Origin of the sequence: Burkholderia aenigmatica, assembly GCF_048627025.1 — a bacterium.
Taxonomy (GTDB): Bacteria; Pseudomonadota; Gammaproteobacteria; order Burkholderiales; family Burkholderiaceae; genus Burkholderia; species Burkholderia aenigmatica.
Window position 1 is genome coordinate 867,025 of the sequence record NZ_CP184470.1, and the last position, 24,933, is coordinate 891,957.

19 protein-coding genes are annotated in these 24,933 nt (G+C 63.4%); 12 read left to right on the forward strand and 7 right to left on the reverse strand.

The window, feature by feature from the left end:
• Nucleotides 1-103 precede the first annotated feature (103 nt).
• The 4 genes from ACN8ZM_RS36305 to ACN8ZM_RS36320 are packed head-to-tail and all read left to right on the forward strand — an operon-like array spanning nt 104 to nt 3,679.
• On the forward strand, nt 104-730 hold the full coding sequence (locus ACN8ZM_RS36305; RefSeq protein ID WP_043185774.1) for a paraquat-inducible protein A: 627 nt from the start codon (nt 104-106) through the stop codon (nt 728-730).
• Nucleotides 727-1,374, forward strand: a complete 648-nt coding sequence (locus ACN8ZM_RS36310; protein ID WP_043185771.1) for a paraquat-inducible protein A — start codon at nt 727-729, stop codon at nt 1,372-1,374. Before ACN8ZM_RS36305 ends, ACN8ZM_RS36310 begins: the two co-directional genes overlap by 4 nt.
• Entirely contained in the window at nt 1,371-3,041 is a 1,671-nt protein-coding gene (locus ACN8ZM_RS36315) for an intermembrane transport protein PqiB (RefSeq protein WP_043185768.1), read from the forward strand. The genes ACN8ZM_RS36310 and ACN8ZM_RS36315 overlap by 4 nt, the downstream gene beginning before the upstream one ends.
• On the forward strand, nt 3,038-3,679 hold the full coding sequence (locus ACN8ZM_RS36320; protein WP_420212848.1) for a PqiC family protein: 642 nt from the start codon (nt 3,038-3,040) through the stop codon (nt 3,677-3,679). Before ACN8ZM_RS36315 ends, ACN8ZM_RS36320 begins: the two co-directional genes overlap by 4 nt.
• An 87-nt stretch (nt 3,680-3,766) precedes the next feature.
• Here ACN8ZM_RS36320 and ACN8ZM_RS36325 read toward each other — a convergent pair whose 3' ends face one another.
• Both ACN8ZM_RS36325 and ACN8ZM_RS36330 read right to left on the reverse strand, forming a co-directional pair.
• Entirely contained in the window at nt 3,767-4,927 is a 1,161-nt protein-coding gene (locus ACN8ZM_RS36325; RefSeq protein ID WP_043185763.1) for an AraC family transcriptional regulator, read from the reverse strand.
• Entirely contained in the window at nt 4,927-6,561 is a 1,635-nt protein-coding gene (locus ACN8ZM_RS36330; protein WP_089454239.1) for an AMP-binding protein, read from the reverse strand. The genes ACN8ZM_RS36325 and ACN8ZM_RS36330 overlap by 1 nt, the downstream gene beginning before the upstream one ends.
• A 535-nt stretch (nt 6,562-7,096) precedes the next feature.
• On the opposite strand from ACN8ZM_RS36330, the gene ACN8ZM_RS36335 reads away from it, so the two are divergent.
• Both ACN8ZM_RS36335 and ACN8ZM_RS36340 read left to right on the forward strand, forming a co-directional pair.
• On the forward strand, nt 7,097-7,552 hold the full coding sequence (locus tag ACN8ZM_RS36335) for a carboxymuconolactone decarboxylase family protein (RefSeq protein ID WP_420212849.1): 456 nt from the start codon (nt 7,097-7,099) through the stop codon (nt 7,550-7,552).
• 139 nt (nt 7,553-7,691) lie between these two features.
• Nucleotides 7,692-8,792: an AraC family transcriptional regulator gene (locus ACN8ZM_RS36340; protein WP_043185758.1), complete on the forward strand. Its 1,101-nt coding sequence runs from the start codon at nt 7,692-7,694 to the stop codon at nt 8,790-8,792.
• A 19-nt stretch (nt 8,793-8,811) separates the two neighbouring features.
• On the opposite strand, the gene ACN8ZM_RS36345 is transcribed toward ACN8ZM_RS36340, so the two are convergent.
• The 4 genes from ACN8ZM_RS36345 to ACN8ZM_RS36360 form a co-directional block, all read right to left on the reverse strand.
• Complete coding sequence (locus tag ACN8ZM_RS36345) at nt 8,812-10,317, reverse strand: HAMP domain-containing sensor histidine kinase (protein ID WP_043185755.1); 1,506 nt, start codon at nt 10,315-10,317, stop codon at nt 8,812-8,814.
• Nucleotides 10,317-11,036, reverse strand: coding sequence for a response regulator transcription factor (locus tag ACN8ZM_RS36350; protein ID WP_039353478.1), 720 nt, complete (start codon nt 11,034-11,036; stop codon nt 10,317-10,319). Before ACN8ZM_RS36350 ends, ACN8ZM_RS36345 begins: the two co-directional genes overlap by 1 nt.
• 873 nt (nt 11,037-11,909) lie before the next feature.
• Nucleotides 11,910-13,477 (reverse strand): IS3 family transposase gene (locus tag ACN8ZM_RS36355; protein ID WP_089454866.1). Its coding sequence is split into 2 segments (ribosomal slippage): nt 11,910-13,039 and nt 13,039-13,477, totalling 1,569 coding nucleotides; the frame shifts between segments, so codons are not numbered across the junction.
• Between the two features lie 109 nt (nt 13,478-13,586).
• On the reverse strand, nt 13,587-13,973 hold the full coding sequence (locus ACN8ZM_RS36360) for a TetR/AcrR family transcriptional regulator (RefSeq protein WP_420212850.1): 387 nt from the start codon (nt 13,971-13,973) through the stop codon (nt 13,587-13,589).
• A gap of 163 nt (nt 13,974-14,136) precedes the next feature.
• Here ACN8ZM_RS36360 and ACN8ZM_RS36365 point away from each other — a divergent pair, with 163 nt between their 5' ends.
• The 6 genes from ACN8ZM_RS36365 (at nt 14,137) to ACN8ZM_RS36390 (ending at nt 23,841) form a co-directional block, all read left to right on the forward strand.
• A complete protein-coding gene (locus tag ACN8ZM_RS36365) occupies nt 14,137-17,325 on the forward strand; it encodes a cytochrome P450 (RefSeq protein WP_420212851.1) in 3,189 nt (1,062 codons plus the stop codon).
• Nucleotides 17,326-18,316: 991 nt separating this feature from the next.
• Nucleotides 18,317-19,192 carry a phytanoyl-CoA dioxygenase family protein gene (locus tag ACN8ZM_RS36370; protein ID WP_089454235.1) on the forward strand — a complete coding sequence of 292 codons (876 nt, stop codon included), beginning with the start codon at nt 18,317-18,319 and terminating at the stop codon, nt 19,190-19,192.
• A gap of 105 nt (nt 19,193-19,297) precedes the next feature.
• A complete protein-coding gene (locus ACN8ZM_RS36375) occupies nt 19,298-19,555 on the forward strand; it encodes a hypothetical protein (protein WP_420212852.1) in 258 nt (85 codons plus the stop codon).
• The gene (locus ACN8ZM_RS36380; RefSeq protein ID WP_155291988.1) at nt 19,548-19,835 is read left to right on the forward strand and encodes a hypothetical protein; all 288 of its coding nucleotides are present in this window, start codon (nt 19,548-19,550) and stop codon (nt 19,833-19,835) included. Before ACN8ZM_RS36375 ends, ACN8ZM_RS36380 begins: the two co-directional genes overlap by 8 nt.
• A gap of 1,294 nt (nt 19,836-21,129) precedes the next feature.
• On the forward strand, nt 21,130-22,398 hold the full coding sequence (locus ACN8ZM_RS36385; protein ID WP_420212853.1) for an aminotransferase class III-fold pyridoxal phosphate-dependent enzyme: 1,269 nt from the start codon (nt 21,130-21,132) through the stop codon (nt 22,396-22,398).
• 537 nt (nt 22,399-22,935) lie between these two features.
• Complete coding sequence (locus ACN8ZM_RS36390) at nt 22,936-23,841, forward strand: NAD(P)-dependent oxidoreductase (RefSeq protein WP_420212854.1); 906 nt, start codon at nt 22,936-22,938, stop codon at nt 23,839-23,841.
• Nucleotides 23,842-24,132: 291 nt separating this feature from the next.
• Here the strand turns inward: ACN8ZM_RS36390 and ACN8ZM_RS36395 are convergent, their stop codons facing one another.
• Entirely contained in the window at nt 24,133-24,822 is a 690-nt protein-coding gene (locus ACN8ZM_RS36395) for a hypothetical protein (RefSeq protein ID WP_420212855.1), read from the reverse strand.
• Between the last annotated feature and the right edge of the window lie 111 nt (nt 24,823-24,933).

The following is a 24,933-nucleotide window of genomic DNA, read 5'->3' on the forward strand; positions in this document are numbered from 1 at the left end:
CCGGCTCCATCATTTCTCCATCAAACCGCACCAATGCGTCCATCGACGCCGAGCACACTGCGCAGCAAATCATCGAGTACGCATGCGCGAGCCACACGAATCCATGGACACGTTTCCGACCCTGATCACTTGCGAGCATTGCGACAGCGTCTACCGACGCCGCGCGCTGGCGCCGCACGAGGTCGCGCGTTGCGAACGATGCGCCGCCGTGTTGTATCGATCCAGCTGGCTCGATATCGACCGGTGGCTCGCGCTCGCGATTGCCGCAGGCGTGGTGTTTGCCATCGCCAATCTCTGCCCGATCATGCGGATCAGCGTGCAGGGGCTGCATAGCGAGGCCACGCTGTGGCAATCCGCGCTCGCGCTGGCCCACGGCATCGCCGCGCCGATCGCGATTCCGACGGCGCTGGCCATCGTGGTGGTGCCGTTCCTGCAGATCGCGACGCTGATCTGGTTGCTGGCCTTTGCCCGTGCGGGGCACCGCGCGCCCGCATTCGGTCCGCTGATGCGCCTGCTCGTCGCTTTGCGTCCCTGGAGCATGATCGAGGTTGGACTGCTCGGCATCCTCATCGCCATCATCAAGCTGTCCAGCATCATGCAGATCATTCCCGGCGCAGGCTTGTGGGCCACGGCCGTGCTGATGGTGCTGATCCCGCTGATCGCGGGCCACGATGCGCGTCAACTATGGGACTGGGTCGTGCCGGTGCACCCCGCCGAAGGCCGCCCGTGAGCCTGCCCGTGCGCGCCAGTCAGCTGGGCATGGTCGGGTGCCATGCCTGCGGCCTCGTCTGCCGCATGCACGCCTCCGCCGCGCACGATGCGCACCCGCATGCCGCCGAAGCGCAACGCTGCCCGCGGTGCGGCTCTGCGCTGCACGCGCGTCGTTCGAACAGCCTCGTACGCGCCTGGGCGTTCCTGATCGCCAGCCTGATCTTCTACCTCCCGGCCAACCTGTTGCCGGTGATGCGCACCACGCTGCTCGGCAGCCACAGCGAATCGACGATCCTCGGCGGCGTCGTGGTGTTCTGGAACGCCGGCTCGTACGGCATTGCGTCGGTGATCTTCATCGCGAGCGTCGTCGTGCCGTGCACGAAGTTCCTCGCGCTTGGCATGTTGCTCGTCACGACGGGCCGGCGCAGCGTGTCGGCCATGCGCGAGCGGACCGTGCTGTATCGCGCGGTCGAGTTGGTCGGCTACTGGTCGATGCTGGACGTGCTGGTCGTCGCGATCATCTGTGCGCTGGTGAAGTTCGGTCCGCTGTCCGAGATCGAGCCGCGCGCCGGTATTTTGTTTTTCGGCATGGTCGTCATTCTCACGATGCTGTCTGCGATGAGTTTTGACCCACGCCTCATTTGGGACGCCGAGGAAGCATGAATCCTGCATCCGGCCCGCAAGGCCTCGAACCGCACGACCCGCCCGTGACCCGCAACCGCCTGCGACTTTCGCTCGTCTGGCTCGTGCCGCTCGTCGCGGCACTGATCGGCCTGTCGATGGTGATCCACGCGTGGTTGTCCGTCGGACCGGAAATCACGATCACGTTCAACACCGCGCAAGGCCTCGAAGCCGGCAAGACGCCCGTCAAGTACAAGGACGTCGTGATCGGCACCGTGACCGCCATTTCGCTGAGCGACGACAGTTCGCACGTGGTCGCGACGGTATCGTTCGTGAAGAATGCGCGCAACCTCATTCGCGACGACACGCGCTTCTGGGTCGTGCGGCCCCGCGTCGGCATGAGCGGCGTATCGGGCATCGATACGCTGTTCTCCGGCGCGTATATCGGCATGGACACCGGCCGCTCGGACCAATCGCGGAAGGCCTACGCCGGGCTCGAAACGCCGCCGACCGTCGTCAACGGCACGCCGGGGACGAGTTTCGCGTTGCGCGCCACCGATCTCGGCTCGCTCGATATCGGCTCGCCGGTCTACTACCGCCATCTGATGGTGGGCCACGTCGCGTCGTACAAGCTCGACATGCAGAGCCATGACATGAACCTGCAGGTGTTCATCGATGCACCGTACGATCGCCTGGTGACGACCGACACGCGCTTCTGGAACGCGAGCGGCATGGATCTGTCGCTCGACGCGAACGGCCTGAAGCTGAAGACCCAGTCGGTCGCGACGATCGTGGGTGGCGGCATCGCGTTCGCGACGCCGGAAGACAGCAGCGCGACCGCCGCCCCTGCCGGCAACCTGTTTACGCTCGCCGACAACGAAGCGTCCGCGATGGCTGCGCCGGACGGACCATCCCAACTCATTCGACTCCGCTTCGAGCAGCCGTTGCGCGGGCTCGCAGTCGGGGCGCCGGTGGAATTCTCCGGCATCAACATGGGCAAGGTGGTATCGACCCAGCTCGACTTCGACCGTGCGACCCGGCGCTTCCAGTCCATCGTGATGGTGAAGGTCTATCCGTATCGGCTCGGCCCCGTCATCGAGAAACTGCAGAAGACCGAAGGCAACGGCAATCCTCGCGCGGCCCAGTTTCTCGCGGGCCTGGTCGAGCATGGGCTCCGTGCGCAGGCGCGTACCGGCAACCTGCTGACGGAGCAGCTCTACATTTCGTTCGATTTCGTGAAAAACGCGCCGAAGGTGCCGTTCGATGCGAATGCAACGCCGCTGACCTTGCCCACCGTGGCGAGTACGTTCGACAAGCTGCCGGAGCAGATCGCCGACATCGTCGACAAGATCAACAAGATGCCGCTGGATTCGATCGGCAAGCATGTCGACTCGAGCCTGACGAACCTGGACGCGACGCTCAGGCAGGTCAACGGCCAGTTGCTGCCGTCGACGACGCGCGCACTCGACCAGGCGAGCCAGACGTTCGGCGCGTTGCGCCAGGGCATCGCCGAGGACGGCCCGCTTCAGGAAAACCTGGCGAACACGCTGACCGAAGTCCAGCGTACCGCGCGATCGTTGCGCACGCTCACCGACATGCTGGGCCGCCGTCCCGAATCGCTGCTCCGCGGAACCGGGGCCGATCATGCGCCGATCGCGCCTGTCGCCCCTTCAACCTCGCCTGTCCAGCAGGAGCCACGACAACCATGAGCTTCCCGATTCGCGCCAGGACGATTGCCCTGGGCGCCGGTGCCGTCATCGCGCTGACCGCCTGCGCGTCGAACCCGGTGCATTACTACACGCTCGTCGCGCCGGCCACGGCCACGGCCACATCCGCGACGTCGACCACCGCGCGCGCCGCCGCGCCGCTGGCGATCAACGTGTTGCCGGTCGGCATCCCCGCCCAGCTCGACCAGCAGCAGATGGTCGTGCGCAGCGGCACAGGCACCGCGGTGATACTCGACAACGAACGCTGGGTCGCGCCGCTCGGCGACGAGCTGCGCGCAGCGCTGTCGTCGGCACTCGTCGAGCAGCTGGGCGCGCGCAACGTCACCGGCCTGCCGCGTCCGTCGAACCAGACCGTCATGAGCATCCGCACGCAGGTGCGCCGCTTCGATGCATGGCCCGGCCGCATGGCGCAGTTCGAAGCCGATTGGGTCGTCGGCGTGCAGCAGGACACGCCGGGCACGCGCATGTCGTGCAGCACGCGGCTCAACGAGGCCGCACCCGGCGGCTATGACGACATGGTGCGCGTGCAGCAACGGATGATCGAGCAGTTCGCCGCCCGCATCGCGAGCACGGTGCGCAGCTTCGGCAGCGGGCGCCCAGCCTGTCCTGCCGATTCGTAAACCCTCCGGCCGATGGGAGCCGTCCATGGGAGCCAGCGAAGGTATCCGGTTATGGGAACCGGCTACCTTGAAGCTTGACGCGACCCGTTACGCGCGCCGCCGGTAAGTGCCCGGCGTGCTCCCCGTCCAGTGCCGGAACGCGCGGTGGAACGCGCTCGGATCGTCGAAGCCGATGTCGGCGCCGATCGCCGCGATCGTGTCGGGCGTGTCGGTCAGCCGCTGGATCGCAATGTCGCGCCGCAGTTCGTCCTTGAGCACCTGGAACGTCGTCCCTTCGGCGGCCAGGTGGCGGCTCAACGTGCGCACCGAGCAATGCAGGTGCTCGGCCGCGTGGTCGATCACCGGCAGGTCGGGCAACGCTTCCGACAGGTACTGCCGCACGCGATGGCACACGAGCTGTTCGCTGAACGATTCGAAGATCCAGTCGCCCGGTGCGCGCGCGAGGAATTTGCGCAGGTTGCGCTTGCTCTGCCGGATCGGCGCGTCGAGGTAGTCCGCGCTGAAGCGCATCAGCGTGCGCTCGCAGTCGAACTGCACGGCGCCGGTGAAGAAGTACAGGTGGTCGACCGCATGGCGCGGCCGCGGGCACGCGAACTCGATCTGCAGCAGCGGGATCTTCTGCCCGATCAGCCAGGAACACACGCCGTGCACGAGCTTGAGCATCAGCTCCTGGCCGAGCGCGCCGATCGGGCCGATGGCGTCGTTCGGGCGCAGCACCGCCTGCGCGACGAGACCGTCGCGCTTCGATTCGACGAAGAAATCGTCGAGCAGGATATGGAAGAATTGCCCGAAACGATGCAGCGCCGTTTCGAGGTTGCGCGCATCGAGCAGGCTCAGGCACAGGTACTTCAGCGTGCCGCCGCGCAGCGGGCGCGAGAAGATGCCGGGCATCTCGTCGTCGAGGTCGATCGCGAGCGTACGGTACAGCGTCGAGAACTGCTCCTCCGTCACGCGCGCATGCGGTTCGCCGAGCAGCTCGATCGGGATGCCGGCCCCGCGCAGGTAGCGCTCGACCACGTCGCGCTGCACGCCCGCGCTTGCGAGGAAGCCGTTGACGAGCGAGATCGGCACCGTCGCGCTCGGCGACGGCAGTGCACGCCCGGGCGCAGGCTCGGGCTGGGCGGAAAGTGAATCTGAACCAGTCATCGCGTCCCCGTCGATCGAACCGCTCGCATTGTACTTGAGCGGCCCGTGCGGAGCCTTCCGGGCTCTCGGCGCGCCGGGCCCTGCGCGGCGCGCCGACGCCATCAGTCGGTGCGGCTGAGTTCCCGGCGCAGGATCTTGCCGACGGTCGACTTCGGCAGCCGGTCGACGAAGCGAATGAGCTTCGGCACCTTGTAGGCCGCGAGGCTCGCGCGGCAATGCGCGACGAGTTGTTCCTCCGTCACGTACGCATCCTGCGCCAGCACCACGAACAGCTTGACGGCCTCGCCCGTGCGCGCGTCCGGCACGCCGATGCACGCGCATTCGGCAACGCCCGGCACGCCGGTCGCCACGGCCTCTACCTCGTTCGGGTACACGTTGAAGCCCGACACGATGATCATGTCCTTCTTGCGATCGACGATCCGCAGGAAGCCGGCTTCGTCGAACACGCCGACGTCGCCGGTGCGGAAATAGCCGTCGGCCGTGAACGCGGCCGCATTCGCGTCCGGCTTCTGCCAGTAGCCGCCCATCACCTGCGGCCCCTTCACGCAGATCTCGCCGGCGCCGCCGATCGCCACCTCGTTGTCCTGGTCGTCGAGCAGCTTCACGTCGGTCGACGGCAGCGGCAGGCCCGTGGTGCCCGTGAACGAGTCGATCGACTGCGGGTTGAACGACACGACCGGCGACGTTTCCGACAGCCCGTAGCCCTCGCGGATGAAATTGCCCGTCACCGCCTTCCAGCGTGACGAGATCACGTCGATCACGGCCGCGCCGCCGCCGGCCGACAGCTTCAGCCGCGACCAGTCGACTTCCGTCAGGCGCGGATGGCCCGCGAGGCCCGCGTACAGCGTGTTCACGCCGACGAACACCGTCGGCCGCGCGACCTTCAGCACGTCGATGAAGCCGTCCATGTCGCGCGGGTTCGCGATCAGCCAGTTCTGCGCGCCGATCGCGAAGTAGGACAGGAAGTTCACCGTCAGCGCGAAGATGTGATACAGCGGGATCGCCGTGACGACGACCTCCTCGCCCGGCTCGCGCGCCGCCGGCACGATCGCGCCGAACTGCTCGATGTTCGCGACGAGGTTGCGGTGCGACAGCGCGGCGCCCTTCGACAGGCCGGTCGTGCCGCCCGTGTACTGCAGCAGCAGCAGATCCGCGCCGCTCAGCGCAACCGGTTCGCACGCGAGCGATTCCCCGGCGGCGATGGCGTCCGCGAGCGGGACCGAGCCGGGCGGCAGCGCGTCGCATGCGCCGGCCGGCGCATCGACGACGCCGAGATCGCCGCGCCCGACGCTCAGCACGGTGCGCACGCGCGTGCCGCCGACCACCTCGGCGAACGTGCCCATCGACCCGCCGCACACCACGGCGACCTCGACACCCGCGTCGTTGAGCTGATGCTCGAGCTCGCGCGCCGTGTAGAGCGGGTTCACGTTGACCTGGATCGCACCGATCTTCGCGATGGCGACGAACGCGACCGGGAACGCAAGCACGTTCGGCAGCATCACGGCGACGCGATCGCCCTTGCGCACGCCCACGATCTGCTGCAGATAAGCGGCCAGCGCGGTCGACAGGCGGTCGACGTCGGCATAGGTCAGCGTGCGGCCATATGAATGGAACGCCGGGCGATCGGCGAAACGGCGCATCGCGTTGTCCAGCAGCGCGCTTACGGAAGGAAAGCGATCGGGATCGATCTCGGCGGGGATCGAGCCATACGACCCGGTCCAGTGTCTCTTCGTCATGTCTCACTCCACGGGGGACGGCGCGCCGGCCGCGCCGTTCGCACGACGGCCTGCACGCCGGAAAAGCGCGGACCATCGCCTGACCGGCGACTATCGCCCGCGCGGCGCGCTTTGAAAATGATCCGGGCGGCCGAAAAGATGATCGAAACGGACACGCGGGGTCTGCGCTTGTCTAGACAACATCGCACGATGCCGTCACTTCGGCCGGCGTCAGCCGGCCCTACTATCGGTCCATTTGCATGAACACCATACGGGATCGGGCGATTCCTGTCGCCGGCCGCGCCTGATACGATCGCTTCGCTTCCGGTTCGCCACGGCCGAACGTGCCGCGCGCCGCAGCCGATGCCGCCGATACACACCATCCGCACAACGGGTCATGCGCGCATCGTCACCCCGTCTCGTCGGTCGATCCCGCCACCGGACAATCAGGATTACTGCACACATTACGCCGGTCTCGGCAGCGTGCAACACCTGATCAAGCAACACGGCCAGTCCACCCAACGATCCAGTCCCGCTCTTTCAAAGGTCAGTCGCCATGCCAGAACGCATCCCGTTTGGACAACTCCCCGCCCGGCTCCTCGACGTCGTGCTCAACGTCGAGGAATATGCGAACAACACCGGCCACGATTTCAAGCTCGTGGAACTGGTGCGCGCACGCGTGTCGCAGCTCAATGGCTGCGCCTACTGCCTCGACCGCCACATCAAGGAAGGCATCCACGCGGGCGAAGATCCGCTGCGCTACCACCTGCTGCCCGTCTGGCACGAAACGCCCGATCTCTACAGCCCGAAGGAACAGGCCGCGCTGCGCTGGGCGGAAGCGCTGACGCTGATCAGCGAGCACGCGATCGGCGACGCACTCGTCGACGCGACGCGCGCGCACTTCGATCGCGACGAACTGGCCACGCTCACGCTGATCGTCGCGCAGATCAACACGTGGAACCGGCTCGCGAAGCCGTTCGCCTGGCAGGTCGGCGTGTTCCAGGCCGGTTGACGCCGGGTCGCCGCGGTTGCGGCGCGTCGCGCCGGGTGGCACCGGCGTGCATATCAGGGTGAACCCTGTGGCGCATGGGACCGATCCCGAGCAGAATTGCGTGCCGTAAACGATATCGATTCGGACGCAGGACTCTCCCATGCCGCGCAGTGCGCTCTTGAACCCGACGACCGCCCGCGCAGCCCGCCTGCCGGACGTCGAGCCGACCCACGCGTTGCGCGAGCAGCGCTTCACGCCCGCCAAGCTGGCCGTGCTGCTCGACGTGGCGGCGCAAGCCGGCATCGACCCGGCCGCGGTGCTCGACGGTACCGGCCTCACGCCGGCCGCCGTCGCGGACCCGTTCACGCTCACGTCGCCGCTGCAGTTCCTCACGGCCGCGCGCAATGCAATCGGTCGCTACGACGGCACCGATCTCGGCGTGCGCGTCGGCCACCGGCTGCACGTATCGAGCTACGGGATGTACGGCTACGCGATGCTGTGTTCGGAATCGCTCGCGCACGCGTTCGAATCGGCCGTCAAATATCACCGGCTCGCGAACGGCATGCTCGCGATCCGCTGGGTCGAACAGGGCGATACCGCGTCGTGGCAGTTTCCCGACCGGCACGAAGTCGCGCTGCCCGATCTCGACGAGCCGCTGTACCGTTTCCTGATCGACATGCAGTTCGCGTTGCACGTGACGATCATCAAGGACGTGATGGGTGCGTGGTGCGTGCCGGCGCGTGCGCAGTTCGCGCAACCGCAGCCGGCACACGCGGCACTGCTGGCCGATGCGCTCGAATGCCCGATCGCCTTCGACCAGCCGCATCACGTGCTCAGCTACCCGGCCGCGTGGCTCACGCGCGCGCCGCAACTCGCGAATCCGATTACCGCCGCGCAGGTGTCGTCGCATTGCGCGAGCCTGCTCGATGAAATGCGCAGCCAGGCCGGCGTCACGCGGCGCGTGTACCAGGAACTCACGCGCACGCCCGGGCAGTTTCCGGACATCGACGCGATCGCGGCGATCCTGTGCATCACATCGCGCACGCTGCGCCGCAAGCTCGAAGCCGAAGGCACGTCGTACAGCGAGTTGCTGGCGAGCGTGCGCAAGGCGCTCGCGATCGATTACCTCAGCACGACCACGCTCAGCACCGAGGACATCGCGTTGACGCTCGGCTTCAGCGACGCCGTAGGGTTTCGCCACGCGTTCAAGCGCTGGACCGGCATGACGCCGAGCGACGTGCGGCGCAAGCGCGGCGGTTGAGCGCCGGCGTTGATGGCGGTTAGCGTCCGTCGCCGGCCGCAGGCGTGGCCACCGCCAGCGCGAACTCGAACACCGCACCCCGCCCGGCCTGGTCGACCAGCCGGATGCTGCTGCCATTGAGCGCCAGCATCCGGTGCACGATCAGCAGCCCGAGCCCGCCGCTCGTCACCGCACCGCCGCTCATCGGCCGCTGCGGCCGCTGGAACAACCCTTCGCGCCGCGCCGCCGGAATCCCTTCCCCGGTATCGGCCACGGTCACGACCACGCGGTCGCCGCGCGGCTCCAGCGCGACCTCGACCTCGCCGTGCGCAGGCGTGTGCCGCAACGCGTTGTCGAGCAGGTTGGTCAGCACGCGCTCGATCATCCCGAGATCGGCCGACACGACCGGCACCCGCGCCGGGATCCGCGCATGCAGCGCGACGCCGCGCGCCTGCGCGGTCAGCTCGAATTTCTGGAACACGTCCTGCACGAGATCGACGAGCGAGAACGGCTCGCGTTCGGCCTGCACGCCACCCGATTCGAGCCGCGCGAGCTCGAACAGCGCCTGCGCGAGCCGGCCGACCTTCGCGCTCTGCGCGAGCGCGATCGACAGGTAACGCCGCCGTTCGGTCTCGGCGAGCGTGTCGGCCTTCAGCGACAGCGTCTCCAGGTAGCCGTGCAGCGACGTCAGCGGCGTGCGCAGATCGTGCGAGATGTTCGTGATCAGTTCGCGCCGCTGCTGGTCCTGGTGCGTCAGCGCACGCCACTGGTCGCCGATCCGGTCGGCCATCTGCGCGAACGCGGATTCGAGCACGACGATGTCGTCGCCGCGCCGGCCGGGCCGCGAACGCGGCACCGGCGGCTGCGTGTCGGGCGTGCCATTCGCGTCGAAGCGGCGCATCGCGTCCGTCAGCCGGCGCAGCGGGCGCGTGATGAAGCTGAACGCGGTGAGGCCCGCGAGCAGGCCGAGCAGCGCGACCAGCGCCATCGACCACAGCGTCGTACGCAGCACGTTGCCGGCGTCGACGCGCGCGGCCAGCCGGTCGTGCGCCTCGCCGAGCAGCACCACGTAGATGTAGCCCGACGGTGGCTGCCCCGCGCGCTGCAGCGGCGCGGCGCTGAACACCTTGCGCGCATCGGGGCTGCGCGGGTCGTCACCGAGGATCGGCAACGGCTCGCCCGCGATGAAGCGCTGCACGGGCGCGAGATCGACGCGGTCGCGCTTCACGTGGCCGGGCGGTGCATCGTCGCCCTTGATGCGGCCCGCGTTGTCGAGCAGATAGACCTCGACACTCGGGTTCACACCCATCAACTGGCCGAACAACGTGCGCACGGCGTCCGGGCGCAGCCCGTTCGCGTCCATCAGCGGTGCGCTGTGGGTCACGCTGTCGACGATATTGGCGGCCAGGTCGCGCGACAGCCCCTGCACGACTTCCTGCTCGCGCATGTCGTTCGCACGGATCTGCAGCCACGCGGACGCGCCCGAGCAGGCGAGCAGCAGCACCGAGAACACGAGCGACAGCCGCTGGGTGAGCGTGAGCTTCATCATGCGTCCCGCTGGCCCGGCGCGGCGAGCTTGTAGCCGCGGCCCCACACGGTGAGGATCCGCACGGGCTCGGCCGGATCGGCCTCGATCTTCGCGCGCAGCCGGTTGATATGGGTGTTGACCGTGTGCTCGTAGCCTTCGTGCTGGTAGCCCCACACGGCATTGAGCAGATCCATCCGCGAGAACACCTTGCCCGGGTGCCGCGCGAAGAAGTACAGCAAGTCGAACTCGCGTGGCGTGAGGTCGATGCGCGCACCGTCCACGCTCGCCTCGCGCGCGATCGGGTCGATCGCCAGACCCGCGACGTCGAGCGTGCCCGCGTCGATCCGCGAATCGCGCGCGAGCGCATCGACGCGCCGCAGCAGCGCCTTCACGCGTGCGACGAGCTCCAGCACCGAGAACGGCTTGGCCAGATAGTCGTCGGCACCGAGTTCGAGGCCGAGGATCCGGTGCACCTCGCTCGAGCGCGCGCTCGTGATGATGATCGGCGTGTAGCGCGTCATCGCGCGCGCGCGCCGGCAGATTTCGAGGCCGTCGACGCCCGGCAGCATCAGGTCGAGGATCAGCGCATCCCAGCCGCCCTGTTCGAGCAGGCGCAACCCCTCGGCACCGTCCGCGCTGTGCACGACCTCGTAGCGCTCGTCGCGCAGGTGCAGGCTCAGCACGTCGGCGATGTCGGCATCGTCTTCGACGATCAGGATGCGTTTCGGTTGGTCCATGATGGCGGGCGGCGGCACGGCGGTGCCGAGGTCGGGTATTGGTTCGGGCCGGCCCCGGTCCAGCTGGCCGGGGTGCCGGGGGCGAATCGCGGCAACGGGCCGCGCTGCCGCCATTGTGCAAAATTTTGCGGCGGCGAGTGATCACATTTCATTTAACTTTGGCTGACGCGCCTGCCGGGAGTCAATACTGGCCTGGCTCTCCGATCCAGCCCTTGAATGGCGATTTGTATCAGACGGTGCGAACGCTGCATAGACACAAAAAGCGGAAGCGATGAAGCGGAAATCGGTGAGCGCGGGCGGAAGTGGGCGCGATGCCACGGCATGCCAGGCATGCAGCGCAAACATGCCCTGCCATCTATCCCTTGCAGAGAATATAGAAGCGGCTCGATGACCTGTCGCATCCACCACGGTTACCACAAGTAGTCCAAACTACTTTTTCGACGTGAAGATCGCGCGCAACTGAGCGTCGCGACCATTGGCATGGATCAATATCGATTGGCTGGCGACGCGACTTACGCCAGCATTCCTGCGGAGCGAGTTCGCACGCGTCACCCACGATGAGCGTTCGATTCGGCACATGAGGGAGCACGACGAGCAAGCTGGCTAGTTCCCCAGCTTCCCCTCCCGCTACGCCGAACCCGCCTGCGCGAACCCGAGCGTAAGACCGAAAGCGTCGAGGATCGTCGCCGCAGTCTTGGCCATCCGCTTCGCCATGACCTCCGGGGTCTCGCGCGTGGCGCCCTGGCGAAGCCAGTGCACCGCCGTCCACACCAATCCGCCGCCCAGCACCGTCAGGCAATCCTGCTCTGCTTCCGTGCGAACGCCTTCATAGGGTGGAAGGATCGGCGCGAGTCAAGCTAGTTGTCGTCTCGGTCATGCTGCCAATGGCTCTATATCGGTCGAGCGCGTATACGTTTTGACGATGCAGTCGCGCTCGGGGTTCAGTGTTACCGCGCCGATAGGCGTCCAGTTCCGGGTGGCGCCCGACCAGCGCCGCGGATTTCGTTCTCGCGCCTGGAGATATACCTCGTGACGGGCGGCAAGGATCGCGGCATCTTCACCCGCATGACGCTGGGCGGGACTGACGTAGCGGATGCCACTGTGCCGGTGATCATGGTTGTACCAATGCACGAAGTGCGAAGCCCAGCGGCGAGCCTCATCGAGGTTGGCAAAGCCCTTGTCGGGGAACTCGGGGCGGTACTTCGCCGTGCGGAACAGGCTTTCGACGTAGGCGTTGTCATCGCTCACGCGCGGGCGCGAGTACGAAGGCTTGACACCCAGCCAGTTCAACATCGCCAGGACAGTCGTGGCTTTGAGGGTCGAGCCATTGTCGCCGTGCAGCACCGGCCTGGTCGCCATGGCATGGATGCCTTCGGCCAGCGCCGTACGCTTGACCAGATGCGCCGCATGGTCGGCGTCGTCACTGTCGTGCACTTCGAAGCCCACGATCTTCCGGCTGTACACGTCCAGAATCAGGTACAAATAAAACCAGCGCCCCACGATCTCGGCAGGCAAGTACGTCATGTCCCAACACCACAGCTGGCGCGGTGCAGTGGCGATATGCGTGGTTGGCGGGCGGCTCTTGCGCGGTGCCTTGGCGCGGCCCCGGTGCTGGTTCTGCCCATGCTCGCGCAGTACGCGCTGGAAGCTCGATTCGCTGGCCAGATACACGCCTTCGTCGGCCAGCATCGGGACGATGCGCGCCGGGGGCATGTCGGCAAAGCGCGGCTCGTTGGCCACCTGCAGAATCTGCTCGCGCTCGGTGGGTGTCAGCGCGTGGGCCGGTGTCGGCCGCACCGCGCCGGGTCTGCCATCACCCGATACGAGCCCATGGTTGGCCTTCCAGCGCTGCAGGCTGCGCTCGTCGATGCCGGCGACCTCACAGGCCTGCGCCAGCCGCGCACCGGCCTGTTGAGCCGCTTCAATGTCCTGGGCCAGGGTCTGGCGATCTTCGAGCCCGATCATTCGTCCTCGCTTCTGTTCTTGTTGAAGATCGCCTCGACTTTTTTTGACAGCACCAGCAGCGCTGCCGTCTCAGCCAGCGCTTTGTCCTTGCGGCGCAGCTCGCGCTCGAGTTCCTTGATGCGCCGACGGTCTTCCTTGGTCTGCTGCGGGCTGGCGCGCTTCTCCGCGGGTTCGGCAAGCGCTTGCGTTGCGCTGTCACGCCATTGCTGTAGTTGCTGTGGATACACGCCGTGTTCGCGGCACCAGGCGCTGCGGGTGGCCTCGTCCATGGCTGCCGTGGTAATGACTGCCTCCAGCCGAGCCGCTGCCGTCCAGCTGCGTTCTCGCGCCGGCTTGGCCAGTTCCTCACCGCGCCAGCGTTCCAACGTATCTGTGCTCACCCCAATCTCCCGAGCCACCACCTCCAGCGGGGCGCTCTCCGGCGGCAGCAACCGCGCCACCGCTCTGTCCTTAAAACCTTGTCCGTATCGAGCCAACTTGTTCTCTCATCATCGCCCCCTTGTTGCGGAAATCGGTGGCAAGGGGGCCGTCGCCTTCGGCGACGGCAACCCACCACCATCTACGAAACTTGAATTCAGGAAAGATTCAAGTTTCTATCGGGGCGACAACTATTTTGCCGCGGGGGGGGATGCGGCCGGCGACGAACGTAACCAGTTCATCGAAAAACGCCGATGTCGCCGCGTCATTGAATACGGTCAGATAGAAAGACTGATGCGCACGCAGATGCTCGAGAATCAGCCCGGTTTCCACCTCCATTGACCTGACGAAAGTGGCACTCGGCGGGTTCAGCAGTTTGCCCTGCTCCTCGACAAATGCGAACGCGTTGTCGAGCCTGACCAACGCCGCCCGCTGAGCGGCGGCCTGAAGATCGGGAAAGTGCTGATAGAACGTAGGACGCGCGACGCCCGCGCGCTGCACCAGTTGAGCAATGCTGAGTTTGTTCAGCGGTGCCTCGTCGAGCAGGTCGGTCACCGCGCGAACGAGAGCGTCGTAACTCCGTTGAAAGCGAGGATCGGCGGGATTAGGGCTTACATCAGGGGGCATAAAAAGCTCTGGACACGTGGTTTTGTCTATTTTACATTCGTTCAATAGATTGAGATGCGATGCGCCGACATACCTCTGAAAGGCTATTGAAATGAAATCCTCATCCCTCGTCCCCCAGCCGCCCCTGAAACCCGTCATCGGTCACTTGATGGAGGTCCTCGGGCCGTCTCCACTTGCAAAGATGATGGATCTCGCGCGCACTTATGGGCCGGTCTATTGGTTCGAGGTGTTCGGGCAAGGTTACTACGTTGTCAGCGGACAAACACTGGTGAATGAAGTGTGTGATGAAAGCAGATTTCAGAAGTGTGTCCACCAATCGCTGCTCGAACTTAGACCCGCGATCGGCGACGGGCTATTTACGGCATTCGGTGACGAACCGAACTGGGCCAAAGCGCATCGTGTGCTGATGCAGGCGTTCGGCCCGCTCAGTATCTGGTCGATGTTCGACAAAATGGTCGACATCGCCGACCAGATGTTTCTCCATTGGGAGCGGTTCGGCCCGGAGACGCCGGTCGATGTGTCCGATCACATGACTCGACTGACGCTCGACACGATTGCCCTTTGTGCGTTTGATTGTCGTTTCAACAGCTTCTACCGTGAAGATCAGCATCCGTTTGTCGATGCCATGGTCAACACCCTCAGCGAGGCCGGAAAGCGCGAGCTGCGACCAAAACTTGTTTCGAAGTTGATGGTCAACCGCAGTCGAAAGTTCGACGCGGACATCGAAGTCATGCGGTCGCTCGCGACGAAAATGATCGAGGACCGGCGGAAGAACCCGCACGACGACGCGTCGATGGACCTGTTGGACCGAATGCTGAACGGCATCGATCCGGTGACGGGAGAAAAACTTGATGATGAGAACATCGTCTTTCAGATGATTACATTTCTCATCGCCGGACATGAAACGACAAGCGGGCTCCTGTCCTTTGCCACCTATTTCCTCCTCAAAAACCCGGACATTCTGCAAAAGGCACGGGACATGGTCGACGAGGTCGTTGGCAGCGAGACACCCCGGATCGAGCATCTCGCACGACTTCGTTACATCGAACAAATCCTCATGGAGACGTTGCGAATCTGGCCGACAGCGCCGGCATTCGCCGTGTCACCGCTCGCTGACACCACGTTCGGCGGGAAATATGCCGTTTCTCCCGACGACATCATCATGATCCTGACTCCGATGTTGCATCGGGATGTGAGCGTCTGGGGCGAGGACGTCGAGGCGTTTCGTCCGGAGCGATTTGCACCGGAGAATGCGGAGCAACTCCCTCCCAATTCATGGAAGCCCTTCGGCAATGGCGCACGTGCCTGTATCGGCCGCCCTTTTGCCATGCAGGAAGCCCATCTCGTTCTGATCATGCTGCTTCAGCGATTCGATTTCTCTTTCGCAGATCCCGACTACGAACTGGACGTCGCCGAAACGCTTACGCTGAAGCCAACCGGTTTCCGGGTGAACGTGAAACCGCGGGCCCGAGGTGCGCTTAAAGTGCCCGATACGGCCCCTCACGCCCGCTCGAGCGCTCAAAGCCCCCGCGTCGCTCCGGTTCAGTCGATCCCTACCAGCGAAGATGCGTCGGATATGCTCGTCCTCTTCGGGGGCAATACGGGCTCCGCCGAATCCTTTGCAAGACGCATTGCAGGGGACGCGAGTCGTCACGGATTTCACGCCACCTGCGCGCCCCTCGACGACTTCGCAGGGAAACTCGACGGATATCCTGCAATCGTGATCGTCACCGCTTCCTACGAAGGACAGCCGCCAGACAACGCAAAATCATTCGTCCCGTATGTCGAGGAACTGGACGTGGGTGCGCTGGACGGCGTCCATTTTTCCGTTCTTGGGTGCGGCAACAAACAATGGGCACGGACATACCAGGCGATTCCCAAGCGCGTCGATGAAGCGCTCGAGAAGGCCGGTGCTACGCGAGTGCACTTCAGAGGCGAGCTTGATTCCGGTGGCGACTTTTTTGGTGAATTTGACCGTTGGTACACCGAAATGTGGAATCGCTTTGCAACTAGTGCCGGTAAGGAAATCTCGGTTGTGCCACATGGCGATACCGCACTGAAAGTCAGTTTCGCCGAGAATACCCGTGAAAAATTGCTGAATTTCGGCGACATGGCGCACGCGTCCATTGTCGACAATAGAGAGCTGGTTGACATTAGCGTGGCTGGCAGCCGCTCGAAAAAGCATATTGAATTGAAACTTCCGGAAGCGATGACTTATCGATCGGGAGATTACCTGGCCGTTCTGCCCCGCAACTCGAAAAACAACGTCGATCGCGTCTTGCGCCGGTTTCGCGTGAGCTGGGACACTCAGGTCGTGATTGAAGGAACGTCAAGCAATCCACGCCTTCCGCTCGGCCAGGCAATGGGTTGTGGTGAACTGTTTTCGAGCTATGTTGAACTCGCCGTTCCCGCGACTCGATCACAAGTATCCAGCCTGGCCGCTGTCACGCGTTGTCCACCCGAGAAGATCGAGCTTGAGCGCCTGAGCGCCGACGATTTCGAATGCGAGATTCTGGGAAAGCGGACGACCGTCATGGATCTGCTCGAACGCTTCGGGTCCGTCGATCTGTCGCTCGACAAGTTCCTCGATATGCTGCCCGCGCTGAAAGCACGCCAGTATTCGATCTCGTCTTCCCCGCTTTGGAAAGCAGACCATGTCACGCTGACGGTAGCAGTGGTCGACGCACCCGCGCTCTCCGGCAATGGTCGTCATGAAGGCGTGGCATCGTCGTATCTCGCACGACTCAACACGGGTGACAGCTTGTCCGTTGCAGTCAGGCCATCGAATGCACGCTTTCGGCCACCAGCCGAACCCGGTCTTCCGATGATTCTCATCTGCGCCGGTTCCGGTATCGCCCCATTCCGTGGCTTTCTGCAAGAGCGCGCATTACAGAAACAGCTGGGGGAGCACGTCGGCACGTCGTTGCTCTTCTTCGGGATCGATGACCCCGACGTTGACTTTCTCTATCGCGACGAACTCGACGAATGGGCAAGCTGCGGTGTGGTCGAAGTGTTGCCGGCTTATTCAAACCGCCCGGAGGAAGGTGCTCGATTCGTTCAAGACAAAGTCTGGCTGGAACGCGAGAAAATCGCCGCGCTGTTTGCGCAAGGTGCCACCGTCTTTGTCTGCGGGGACGGAAAGAATATGGCGCCCGCCGTACGTGCCACGCTTGGCCGTATTTATCAGGATGCAACTGGCGAGAACGATGAAAACGCCAGCGCGTGGATCGACACGATGGAGCGGGAGCATGGCAGATATGTTGCCGACGTATTTGCATGACGGTGACAAGATTCATGCCGCTCCTGGTTGCTTCGGCGAACCCAAAGAAGTCTTGACCTGCCCCGCCACCGCGCTCTGGAACACGCTCGACTGATTCTTCGATCCCGTGCTGCGCCCTCGTGTCCTCGCTGCCTTCAATCCGGTTCCTGCCGAGTTCCGGCCGGAACCGGATTGCTGTTTCCGCTCGATTCGAAAGGGCGCGCCTTGACGGTAAGGTGGCGTGTGAGCATGGCAATGAAGCCGCACGAAACATCAGGTTCCGATTCATAAAGCGATCAGAATTTCCATAAGAGCTGATCCGGCTCCATCGCTCGTCCCTGCCCCACTCTGCAACGCGTCGGTTTCCATCACCGCATCCAGATATTCAGCGTTCCGCCCTGGATGAGATGTTGTCGCGTCTGGTCGTCTCGAGAGCAAACGAGACGACAACGACCCACTCAGCACCCCTGCAGGAATCGCAGACGTCGCCTGGTCCACCAAGCTTCGCTCACACGCATCCGTCCAGGTCGAATTGCGTGCTTCACGCGATACGTCTGTCGACCCTGGTCCACGCCTCGCTTTTCAACTCACGGGGCGACCACATTTTCCTCATCCACGTCAGAACGGCCACGCGTCTTTCAAGACGCTACACCGTTCGGAAAGCGAACGGGTTAACCATGATCGACCGTCAAAAAACGCCATGTTAACTTCCTCGATCATGCGACTTGGTCATTTGACCTTATTCGTAACGAATACGTCAGCTCACCGGAAACCCCGGCGAGCGACTCCGCCTCTTCCGCCTCTGGAAACAGGTACTGGATCAGCCGGAGGCCGCAACAACGGCAGGAAGAACGTGCTCATTTCGTCAACTGGGTGAAAGGAATGGATGACAGAAAGCGAAACCATACGCGGTCATTTGACTCAGTCAAACATTCAACTTGATATCTGTATCCCCCGAATCAGAACGTGACGCCGCTTCTGATTCACCCGTCCACGCAACTTCGAGGCAAACATGAACGCAAACATTCAGAACATTCAGGGCTCCCTCCCCACCGTCTCCAAGCAGACCAGCGCACAAGAGATCGTGTCGCTCATGAATCAATACGGTGGAGTCCGGATCAAGAATTATCTGACCCAGGAGCAAGTCGCGAACATCAACCGCGAGGTCGATGCTCCGCTCGAGCGGCTTCGCGAGGGGTCGTCGCACGAAAACGAACTGATCAAGGAATTCCACGGCACCTATACCAAGCGCCTGACGAACATGGTCACGCACAGCAAGACGTTTGGGGACGTGCTGGACGACGAACTCTTTCATGAACTCGGCGAGGTGCTCTACCGGGAAGAGTCCGGCGACTGGTGGCTGTCGACCGCGCAGGTCATCGACATCGGCCCGGGCAACACAGCACAGATGCTGCATCGCGACGTCGGCAATTTTCCGCCCCTGTGCGCGCTCGGGATCAACGGGCCGACGGTGTTCACCAACCTCATGATTGCCCTGACGCGCTTCACCGAGGAAAACGGTGCCACCCGAATCATCCCGGGTAGCCAGAACTGGGATGAGGACTACTTCAACAGCAAGGGTACGCCGGAGATGACCATTGCCGCCGAGATGGATGCCGGCGACGCGTTGCTGTTCAGCGGAAAAGTGATCCACGGTGGCGGCGCGAACGTGACGAAGAACGAGCGCCGGCGCGGGCTCACGATTCCGATGCAGCCGTCCTACCTGACTCCGGAGGAAGCGTATCCCTTCATCGTCGACATGGACACCGTGCGACGCCTGTCGCACCGCGTTCAGCGAATCATCGGCTTCCGCTCGCAATACCCCGCTGGCACGCCGGGCCTGTGGCAAGTCGACTACGACGATATCGCCACGCACCTCGGCCTTTAAGCCAGGAACAGAAGCCTGCGGCGATCCGGGATGCAGCAATGCCCGCCCGGATTCCGCCATGCACATTCGCAGGCCACGACAGCAACACCCGCAACGAGACAACCCATGAAGATCGACCTGACGAATCGCGTTGCGATCGTGACCGGCGCCGGTGCCGGGCTCGGCCGCGAGCATGCGCTGTTGCTTGCCCGCATCCATCTCGGGACCGGCGACCAGGTCGCTCACCAGCTCGCCCAACGCCTCGGCGAGGCGGCAAACCGCAGCGGCGAGACCGGTCCCGCTTCCCGCTTTGCCCAGGGCGATCTCGAGATCAAGAAGGCCCGTATCGCCTCTGCGAACGCGAAGGAGCATTCCGATGCGTGACGAATTCGGGGCGGTGGCACGCAAACCCGAGCGCGATCCGAGCCGCTACTCGGCCGACGGGCAGCGCCATGCATGTACCCCGCTCGCGCAATCCCGGCAATCGGCTCTCGTCGGCCAGGCGCTGCGCGTGTCCGAATGGCGCCCCATCGACCGGCCTTCGATCAACGCATTTGCAGGCCGCACGGCTGACCGCCAATCGAACGCGGGGATCGCGCGCCTTTCCGCGGATGGCCCCCAAGAATCGACTTTCTATTGCACCTCATCCAACTCAGGAGCGTGATCATGGTGAAGCGTTTATTTGTCGCAATCTCTCTCGTTGCCGGAATCCTTCTTGTATTGAGCCCGGGATTCATGGTTCTGTACCACATTGAGCACTACGACTCGTCCCAATAGACTCCACCCGGAAAGATCCAACATGCCGGCGTAGCCTTGCTCGCGCTTCGGTCGGCGGGTTTCGGTCTTGAACCGGCCCGACAGTCCGTTGGTTCATGTGGCGATGACGCGCGAGCCCGCGCGCTTCGGCTACGGCTGCCTGCGTCGATCAGTCTGCCCCTGCCATGCACGTACCTCGCGTCTAAACACGCCCGTACGCACCACGATCTCCCGTGGCGAAACCTTCTGGCGGAAATGCACCGCCAGACCCCAGTCCGCCTCCCCACCTTGATCGCCCCTGTATCCCTGCTCTAAGGATGAGCGGGGATTTCCATTATGCGGATCCGATGTCGACGAAACGCGACCCGCGTGAGCGGGACAAGTCTGGGTGAATGCCACCCATCAAAGACTGCGTTTCACTCGCGCGGCATCGGCGGGTGATGGCTGAAATCATGATCCCGCCCGCGCCTTCCAGGTGATCAGTGGAAGACGCTTGCCAGAAAGAAGCAGCGAGGATGGGTGCGACAGCTGTCCGCGACCTTGCCCCGAACGGCGTTCCGCTCGCGCACGTATTCGTCATCTTGAACCGCGTCCAGGTTTGACGAGAAGTCGCCGTGCGCGGGGTGGATCCCCCCCACCACGGCAACGCGAGATCTCCCGGCTGTGGCCGTGCGGCGACCTTCAATGACCATGCGTCTGACGCGCGGCCGCGTCGATCGCCGCGAGGTCGACATACGCCATCGACTCGCCCTCCAGCAGGTACCGCGCGTGCTGCCACGATCCTTGCCTTCCTGCAGTCCGAGTACACAACCCGTCGACGCCACACTGCGCACGCCGGCGAACGCCGCTGCTCAACTCGCCTCCTCCCCCACCGCCGTGGCATGCCAGGCGTGACGTCGATTCATTGCTGTGCGGGACTAGTGGAAAACGCCAATTTCCGTCTGGACGACATTTGTAGACACTCGACTTGGTCAATTGACCAATTCACATGAAGCGACGACAGACGCCCAAGCGCGTGACGCAGCGAGGCTGCATTCGCGACGCGAGGCTAGACCGCGCGTCGATCCAACGGCGAGACGCGAGATTTCGGAAGCTGCATTCCCCAAAAACGCTGGGGTTCGATTAATTGGTCAAATGACTCAGTCAAAGACTTGATATCGGATCTGACGTTCCGAGAACGAATTTTTCACAAGGAGTCGAGCATGGACAGGCTGGCAAAGAAGAACGAGTGGTTCGCAAGAGCCGAAAAGGTCATCCCGGGCGGGATGTACGGTCACCAGAGCGTCAAGTATTTGACGGAAGACTTCCCGCTGTACTTTGCAAAAGCGAAAGGTACCCATCTCTGGGATGTCGACGGCAACAAGTACATCGACTACGTGTGTGGTTACGGCACGAATCTGTTCGGCTACGGGAACGAGCGGATCGAACAAGCCGCAGCCCTCCAGTTGCAGAAGATCGACACGGCCACGGGCCCCAGCGAGGTGATGGTTCAGCTTGCCGAGGCGCTCACTCAACAGGTCAGCCACGCCGACTGGGCGATGTTCTGCAAGAACGGCTCGGACGCCACCTCCATGGCCATGGTGATCTCGCGCGCCTATCGTGAGAAGCGCAAGATTCTTGTTGCGCGAGGCACGTACCATGGCGCGTCTCCGTGGAACGTGCCCTATACGACGGGGATTACCAAGGAAGACCGGGCTCACGTCGTCTACTTCGAGTACAACGACATCGAGAGTCTCAATGCCGCCGTCAAGAGCGTCGAAGGTGACGTAGCGGCCATCTACGCAACGCCCTTCCGGCACGAAGTACTCTACGATCAGTTCTTCCCGTCGATCGAGTACGCGAAGGAATGCCGTCGCCTCGCGGATGAGCAGGAAGCGCTTCTGGTCGTCGATGAGGTCCGCACGGGGCTGCGCCTGTCGCGTGATTGCTCATGGTCGGACTGGGGTGTGCACCCGGATCTCAGCTGCTGGGGCAAGGCCATCGGCGGCGGCTATGCGATCGCTGCCGTGCTCGGTTCGGACAAGGCACGAGAGGCGGCGACGAACATTTTCGTCACGGGCTCCTACTGGCTCTCGGCTGTGCCGATGGCCGCGGCCATCGAAACGCTGCGCCTGGTAAAAGAAACGGACTACCTCGAACACACCAAGCGGTTGGCGGACAAGCTGCGTGCCGGCATCGCCGAGCAAGCCGAGCGGCATGGCTTCGAACTCAAGCAGACCGGGCCGAGCGTCATGCCCCAGATGCTTTTCGCCGGTGACGACGAGCTCGTGTCGCGTGGCCGGGCGTGGACGTCGGAAGTCATTAAAAATGGCGCCTATCTCCACCCGTGGCACAACATGTTCTTCACGGCGAGCCACACGGACGAAGACATCGCGCGTACGCTCGAGGCGACCGAGGCGGCGTTTGGCGCGATCAAGCAGAAGGCGGTTGCAGTGAGCCGCCTGGATATTCTGGACACCGTGCAGCGTTGATACCGGATGCTCTTGATCGGCGCGGGTTTTCCACGCCAATCCAGAGCGAGTTTTACAGCGTTTCAGATCCGGCCGACCCCGGCCAACGCACCAGCTGACGAGCGAATTCGGCTGGTGCCTCCCTTTGAGAGAACAGCCGGGATAACGCTCGTTGTATCTAACTCAGGGGCCACGCCTCGACGATCGTCTTGGCTCCATCCAGCGTCTCGAACCAATGTCGGTTAAAGCATTCGTCGCGGAATGATCCATTGTTGCCCGCCGTCGACGGCCGGCGCCTCTTTCGTGAATACATCCCGGATCTACCGCATCCGCCAACGCGATCGAACCAGGCTTCATGGGCACCTAGATGACCGATGCGATGCCGGAGACCGACTATGGCAGGGTGCTGACCGCGCGCATCCCGACGCGACAGCCGGGCAAACCGGAAGGGCGGAACGACAGGTTCCAGCCGCGTGCGATCGATGGCCCCCTATTCCTCGCTGTGCAAAGCGAGTCCTCTTCTGATGTTTCGCATACCAGATTCGAAGGAGGTTTGTGATGGCAGATACCGTAACGGCGCAGGCAATATCCGTCATTGGGCTCGGCGCAATGGGAGCGGCCCTGGCCAAGGCCTTGCTTGCCGCCAATCATCGCGTCACTGTATGGAACCGCACGGCGAGCAAGTCCGTGGCGCTTGGCGAGGTTGGCGCGCGGGTCGCGCACTCAGTCGCGGAGGCGATCGATGCGAGCCAGGTCGTGGTCGTCTGCGTGCTCGATTATGGCGCGTCCGACTCGTTGCTGCGCTCTGCGGACGTCGCGGCCCGTCTCAAAGGCAAAACGATCATCCAGCTCACGACGGGCACACCGGAGGACGCGCGAGATACTTCGGAGTGGGCCACGGAACACGGCGTGGCTTACCTCGACGGCACCATCGGCTGCTACCCCAAGGATATCGGCACGCCGGATGGATCGATTCTCTATGCCGGCTCGCGCTCGACCTTCGAAACCCTGCGACCTACCTTGGCGAGCCTGAGTGGACATGCGTTGTTCGTTGGAGAGGGATTCGCGAATGCCGCTATTCTCGACGGCGCGGTGGTGGGTTCGTACTCCCTGGGGGCCGCGCTCGGGTTTCTCTACGGCGCCGCCGTGTGCGACGCCGAAGGCATCTCCCTCGACACCTACTTGTCGCTTGCCTTGGCACGTCGTCCCTTCGTTGAGGATACGCTTCAGACGTGCGTACAGATGATCCAGAAAGGGAATTACTCAGGGTCGCAGGCCACCCTGGACAGTTGGGCCGCGGGTATCGGACAGCTTGTGGCGTTCAGCCAGGAAAGTGGCACGGACAGCCGCTACCCGCAAGAAGTACTGGCGCGACTCCAGCAGGCCGTCGCCATGGGCCACGGTCAACACGAGCTGGCCGCCGTGTTTGAATGTTTCAGGAAGCCGCTCGCGGACCGGAGTTAGATACAACCCGACTCGTCTCCCGTTCCGCCATTAACGGACCTCTATTCACTTAGCAGGTTGACGCCAACGGAACGGGAGACGTCAGCATGACGATCGGACGACCGAAGGCAGAACGGGGGCCGAGCGAAGGCCAAACTCGCCCCACGCCGCCCGTACAAGCGAGGCGTGGGTTGCGAGATAGTCCTGGCGATCAAATGCCTCGCCCTCTACAGCGGGATAGCTCACGATCGAAGTAGCCATATCCGCTCTCCTGCATGAAGATCCAGGGGCATTCCGGCGGGGGCGCGGCAATCACTGCGGATTTCGTTCCAGGCTGCCGAGGGCGTAACCTCGATTGCGATTCATTGCCTTTTCCTGCGCGCGCTCCAACGCACAATAGGCGTAGTACAACGAAACGGACATGTAAGACCACGACAGCAAAGCGAAGATGTAAAAGATCATATGATCGCTGTCGCCAGGTATAGGGTAGAAGTCGTAGGTGCTCGCAATAATCTGCGTGGACACCAGCGCCAGGATCACGCTCACGGCGTTACGCTTCTCTCCAGCGCTCAGCAACCGCTTGACCACGTACGCAAGGTAAACCGAGAACAACGACCACATCACCAGATAGAAATAGGGCTTGGGTTCGATCATGAAATCCGCTGTCCACACGACAGCGGTTGCCGCCAGTGCGCCCACCGCATAAGCGACATCAGAGACAACCGACGGCTTGTATCGATGCGTAACAGCCATCATGCCGACGATGGTGATGACCGGCACGCCGAAGCCTCTGGAAAATGCATCGCAGAACAGCGAAACACTGAGAAAGACGTGCTCGCCGGTCAATGCATTGATCATCAGATTCGATGCCGAGAACGTCGTAACCAGCCACTCGAACCCGAGGAGGGCGTTGCGTTTCCTGAGAAGCTTCACGCCATAGACGAGTGAAGTCGTGATCAACGCGAGGTCGGCAAGACAATAAAGATAAAATTTGAGTTCCATGACAGATTCCAGTGATCGTCAAGAATTTGAGTCGCCATCACGCTTGCCCACGCAATATCCAACCTTGCGCCACCTCTCGACCTGAGATGGCGCTACCGATACAGGCTGGTT

Coding starts and splice junctions, on each gene's coding strand:
- ACN8ZM_RS36305 (WP_043185774.1), top strand. CDS start 104: ATGGACACGTTTCCGACCCTGATCACTTGCGAGCATTGCGACAGCGTC.
- ACN8ZM_RS36315 (WP_043185768.1), top strand. CDS start 1,371: ATGAATCCTGCATCCGGCCCGCAAGGCCTCGAACCGCACGACCCGCCC.
- ACN8ZM_RS36320 (WP_420212848.1), top strand. CDS start 3,038: ATGAGCTTCCCGATTCGCGCCAGGACGATTGCCCTGGGCGCCGGTGCC.
- ACN8ZM_RS36325 (WP_043185763.1), bottom strand. CDS start 4,927: ATGGCGTCGGCGCGCCGCGCAGGGCCCGGCGCGCCGAGAGCCCGGAAG.
- ACN8ZM_RS36330 (WP_089454239.1), bottom strand. CDS start 6,561: ATGACGAAGAGACACTGGACCGGGTCGTATGGCTCGATCCCCGCCGAG.
- ACN8ZM_RS36335 (WP_420212849.1), top strand. CDS start 7,097: ATGCCAGAACGCATCCCGTTTGGACAACTCCCCGCCCGGCTCCTCGAC.
- ACN8ZM_RS36340 (WP_043185758.1), top strand. CDS start 7,692: ATGCCGCGCAGTGCGCTCTTGAACCCGACGACCGCCCGCGCAGCCCGC.
- ACN8ZM_RS36345 (WP_043185755.1), bottom strand. CDS start 10,317: ATGAAGCTCACGCTCACCCAGCGGCTGTCGCTCGTGTTCTCGGTGCTG.
- ACN8ZM_RS36350 (WP_039353478.1), bottom strand. CDS start 11,036: ATGGACCAACCGAAACGCATCCTGATCGTCGAAGACGATGCCGACATC.
- ACN8ZM_RS36365 (WP_420212851.1), top strand. CDS start 14,137: ATGAAATCCTCATCCCTCGTCCCCCAGCCGCCCCTGAAACCCGTCATC.
- ACN8ZM_RS36370 (WP_089454235.1), top strand. CDS start 18,317: ATGAACGCAAACATTCAGAACATTCAGGGCTCCCTCCCCACCGTCTCC.
- ACN8ZM_RS36375 (WP_420212852.1), top strand. CDS start 19,298: ATGAAGATCGACCTGACGAATCGCGTTGCGATCGTGACCGGCGCCGGT.
- ACN8ZM_RS36380 (WP_155291988.1), top strand. CDS start 19,548: ATGCGTGACGAATTCGGGGCGGTGGCACGCAAACCCGAGCGCGATCCG.
- ACN8ZM_RS36385 (WP_420212853.1), top strand. CDS start 21,130: ATGGACAGGCTGGCAAAGAAGAACGAGTGGTTCGCAAGAGCCGAAAAG.
- ACN8ZM_RS36390 (WP_420212854.1), top strand. CDS start 22,936: ATGGCAGATACCGTAACGGCGCAGGCAATATCCGTCATTGGGCTCGGC.
- ACN8ZM_RS36395 (WP_420212855.1), bottom strand. CDS start 24,822: ATGGAACTCAAATTTTATCTTTATTGTCTTGCCGACCTCGCGTTGATC.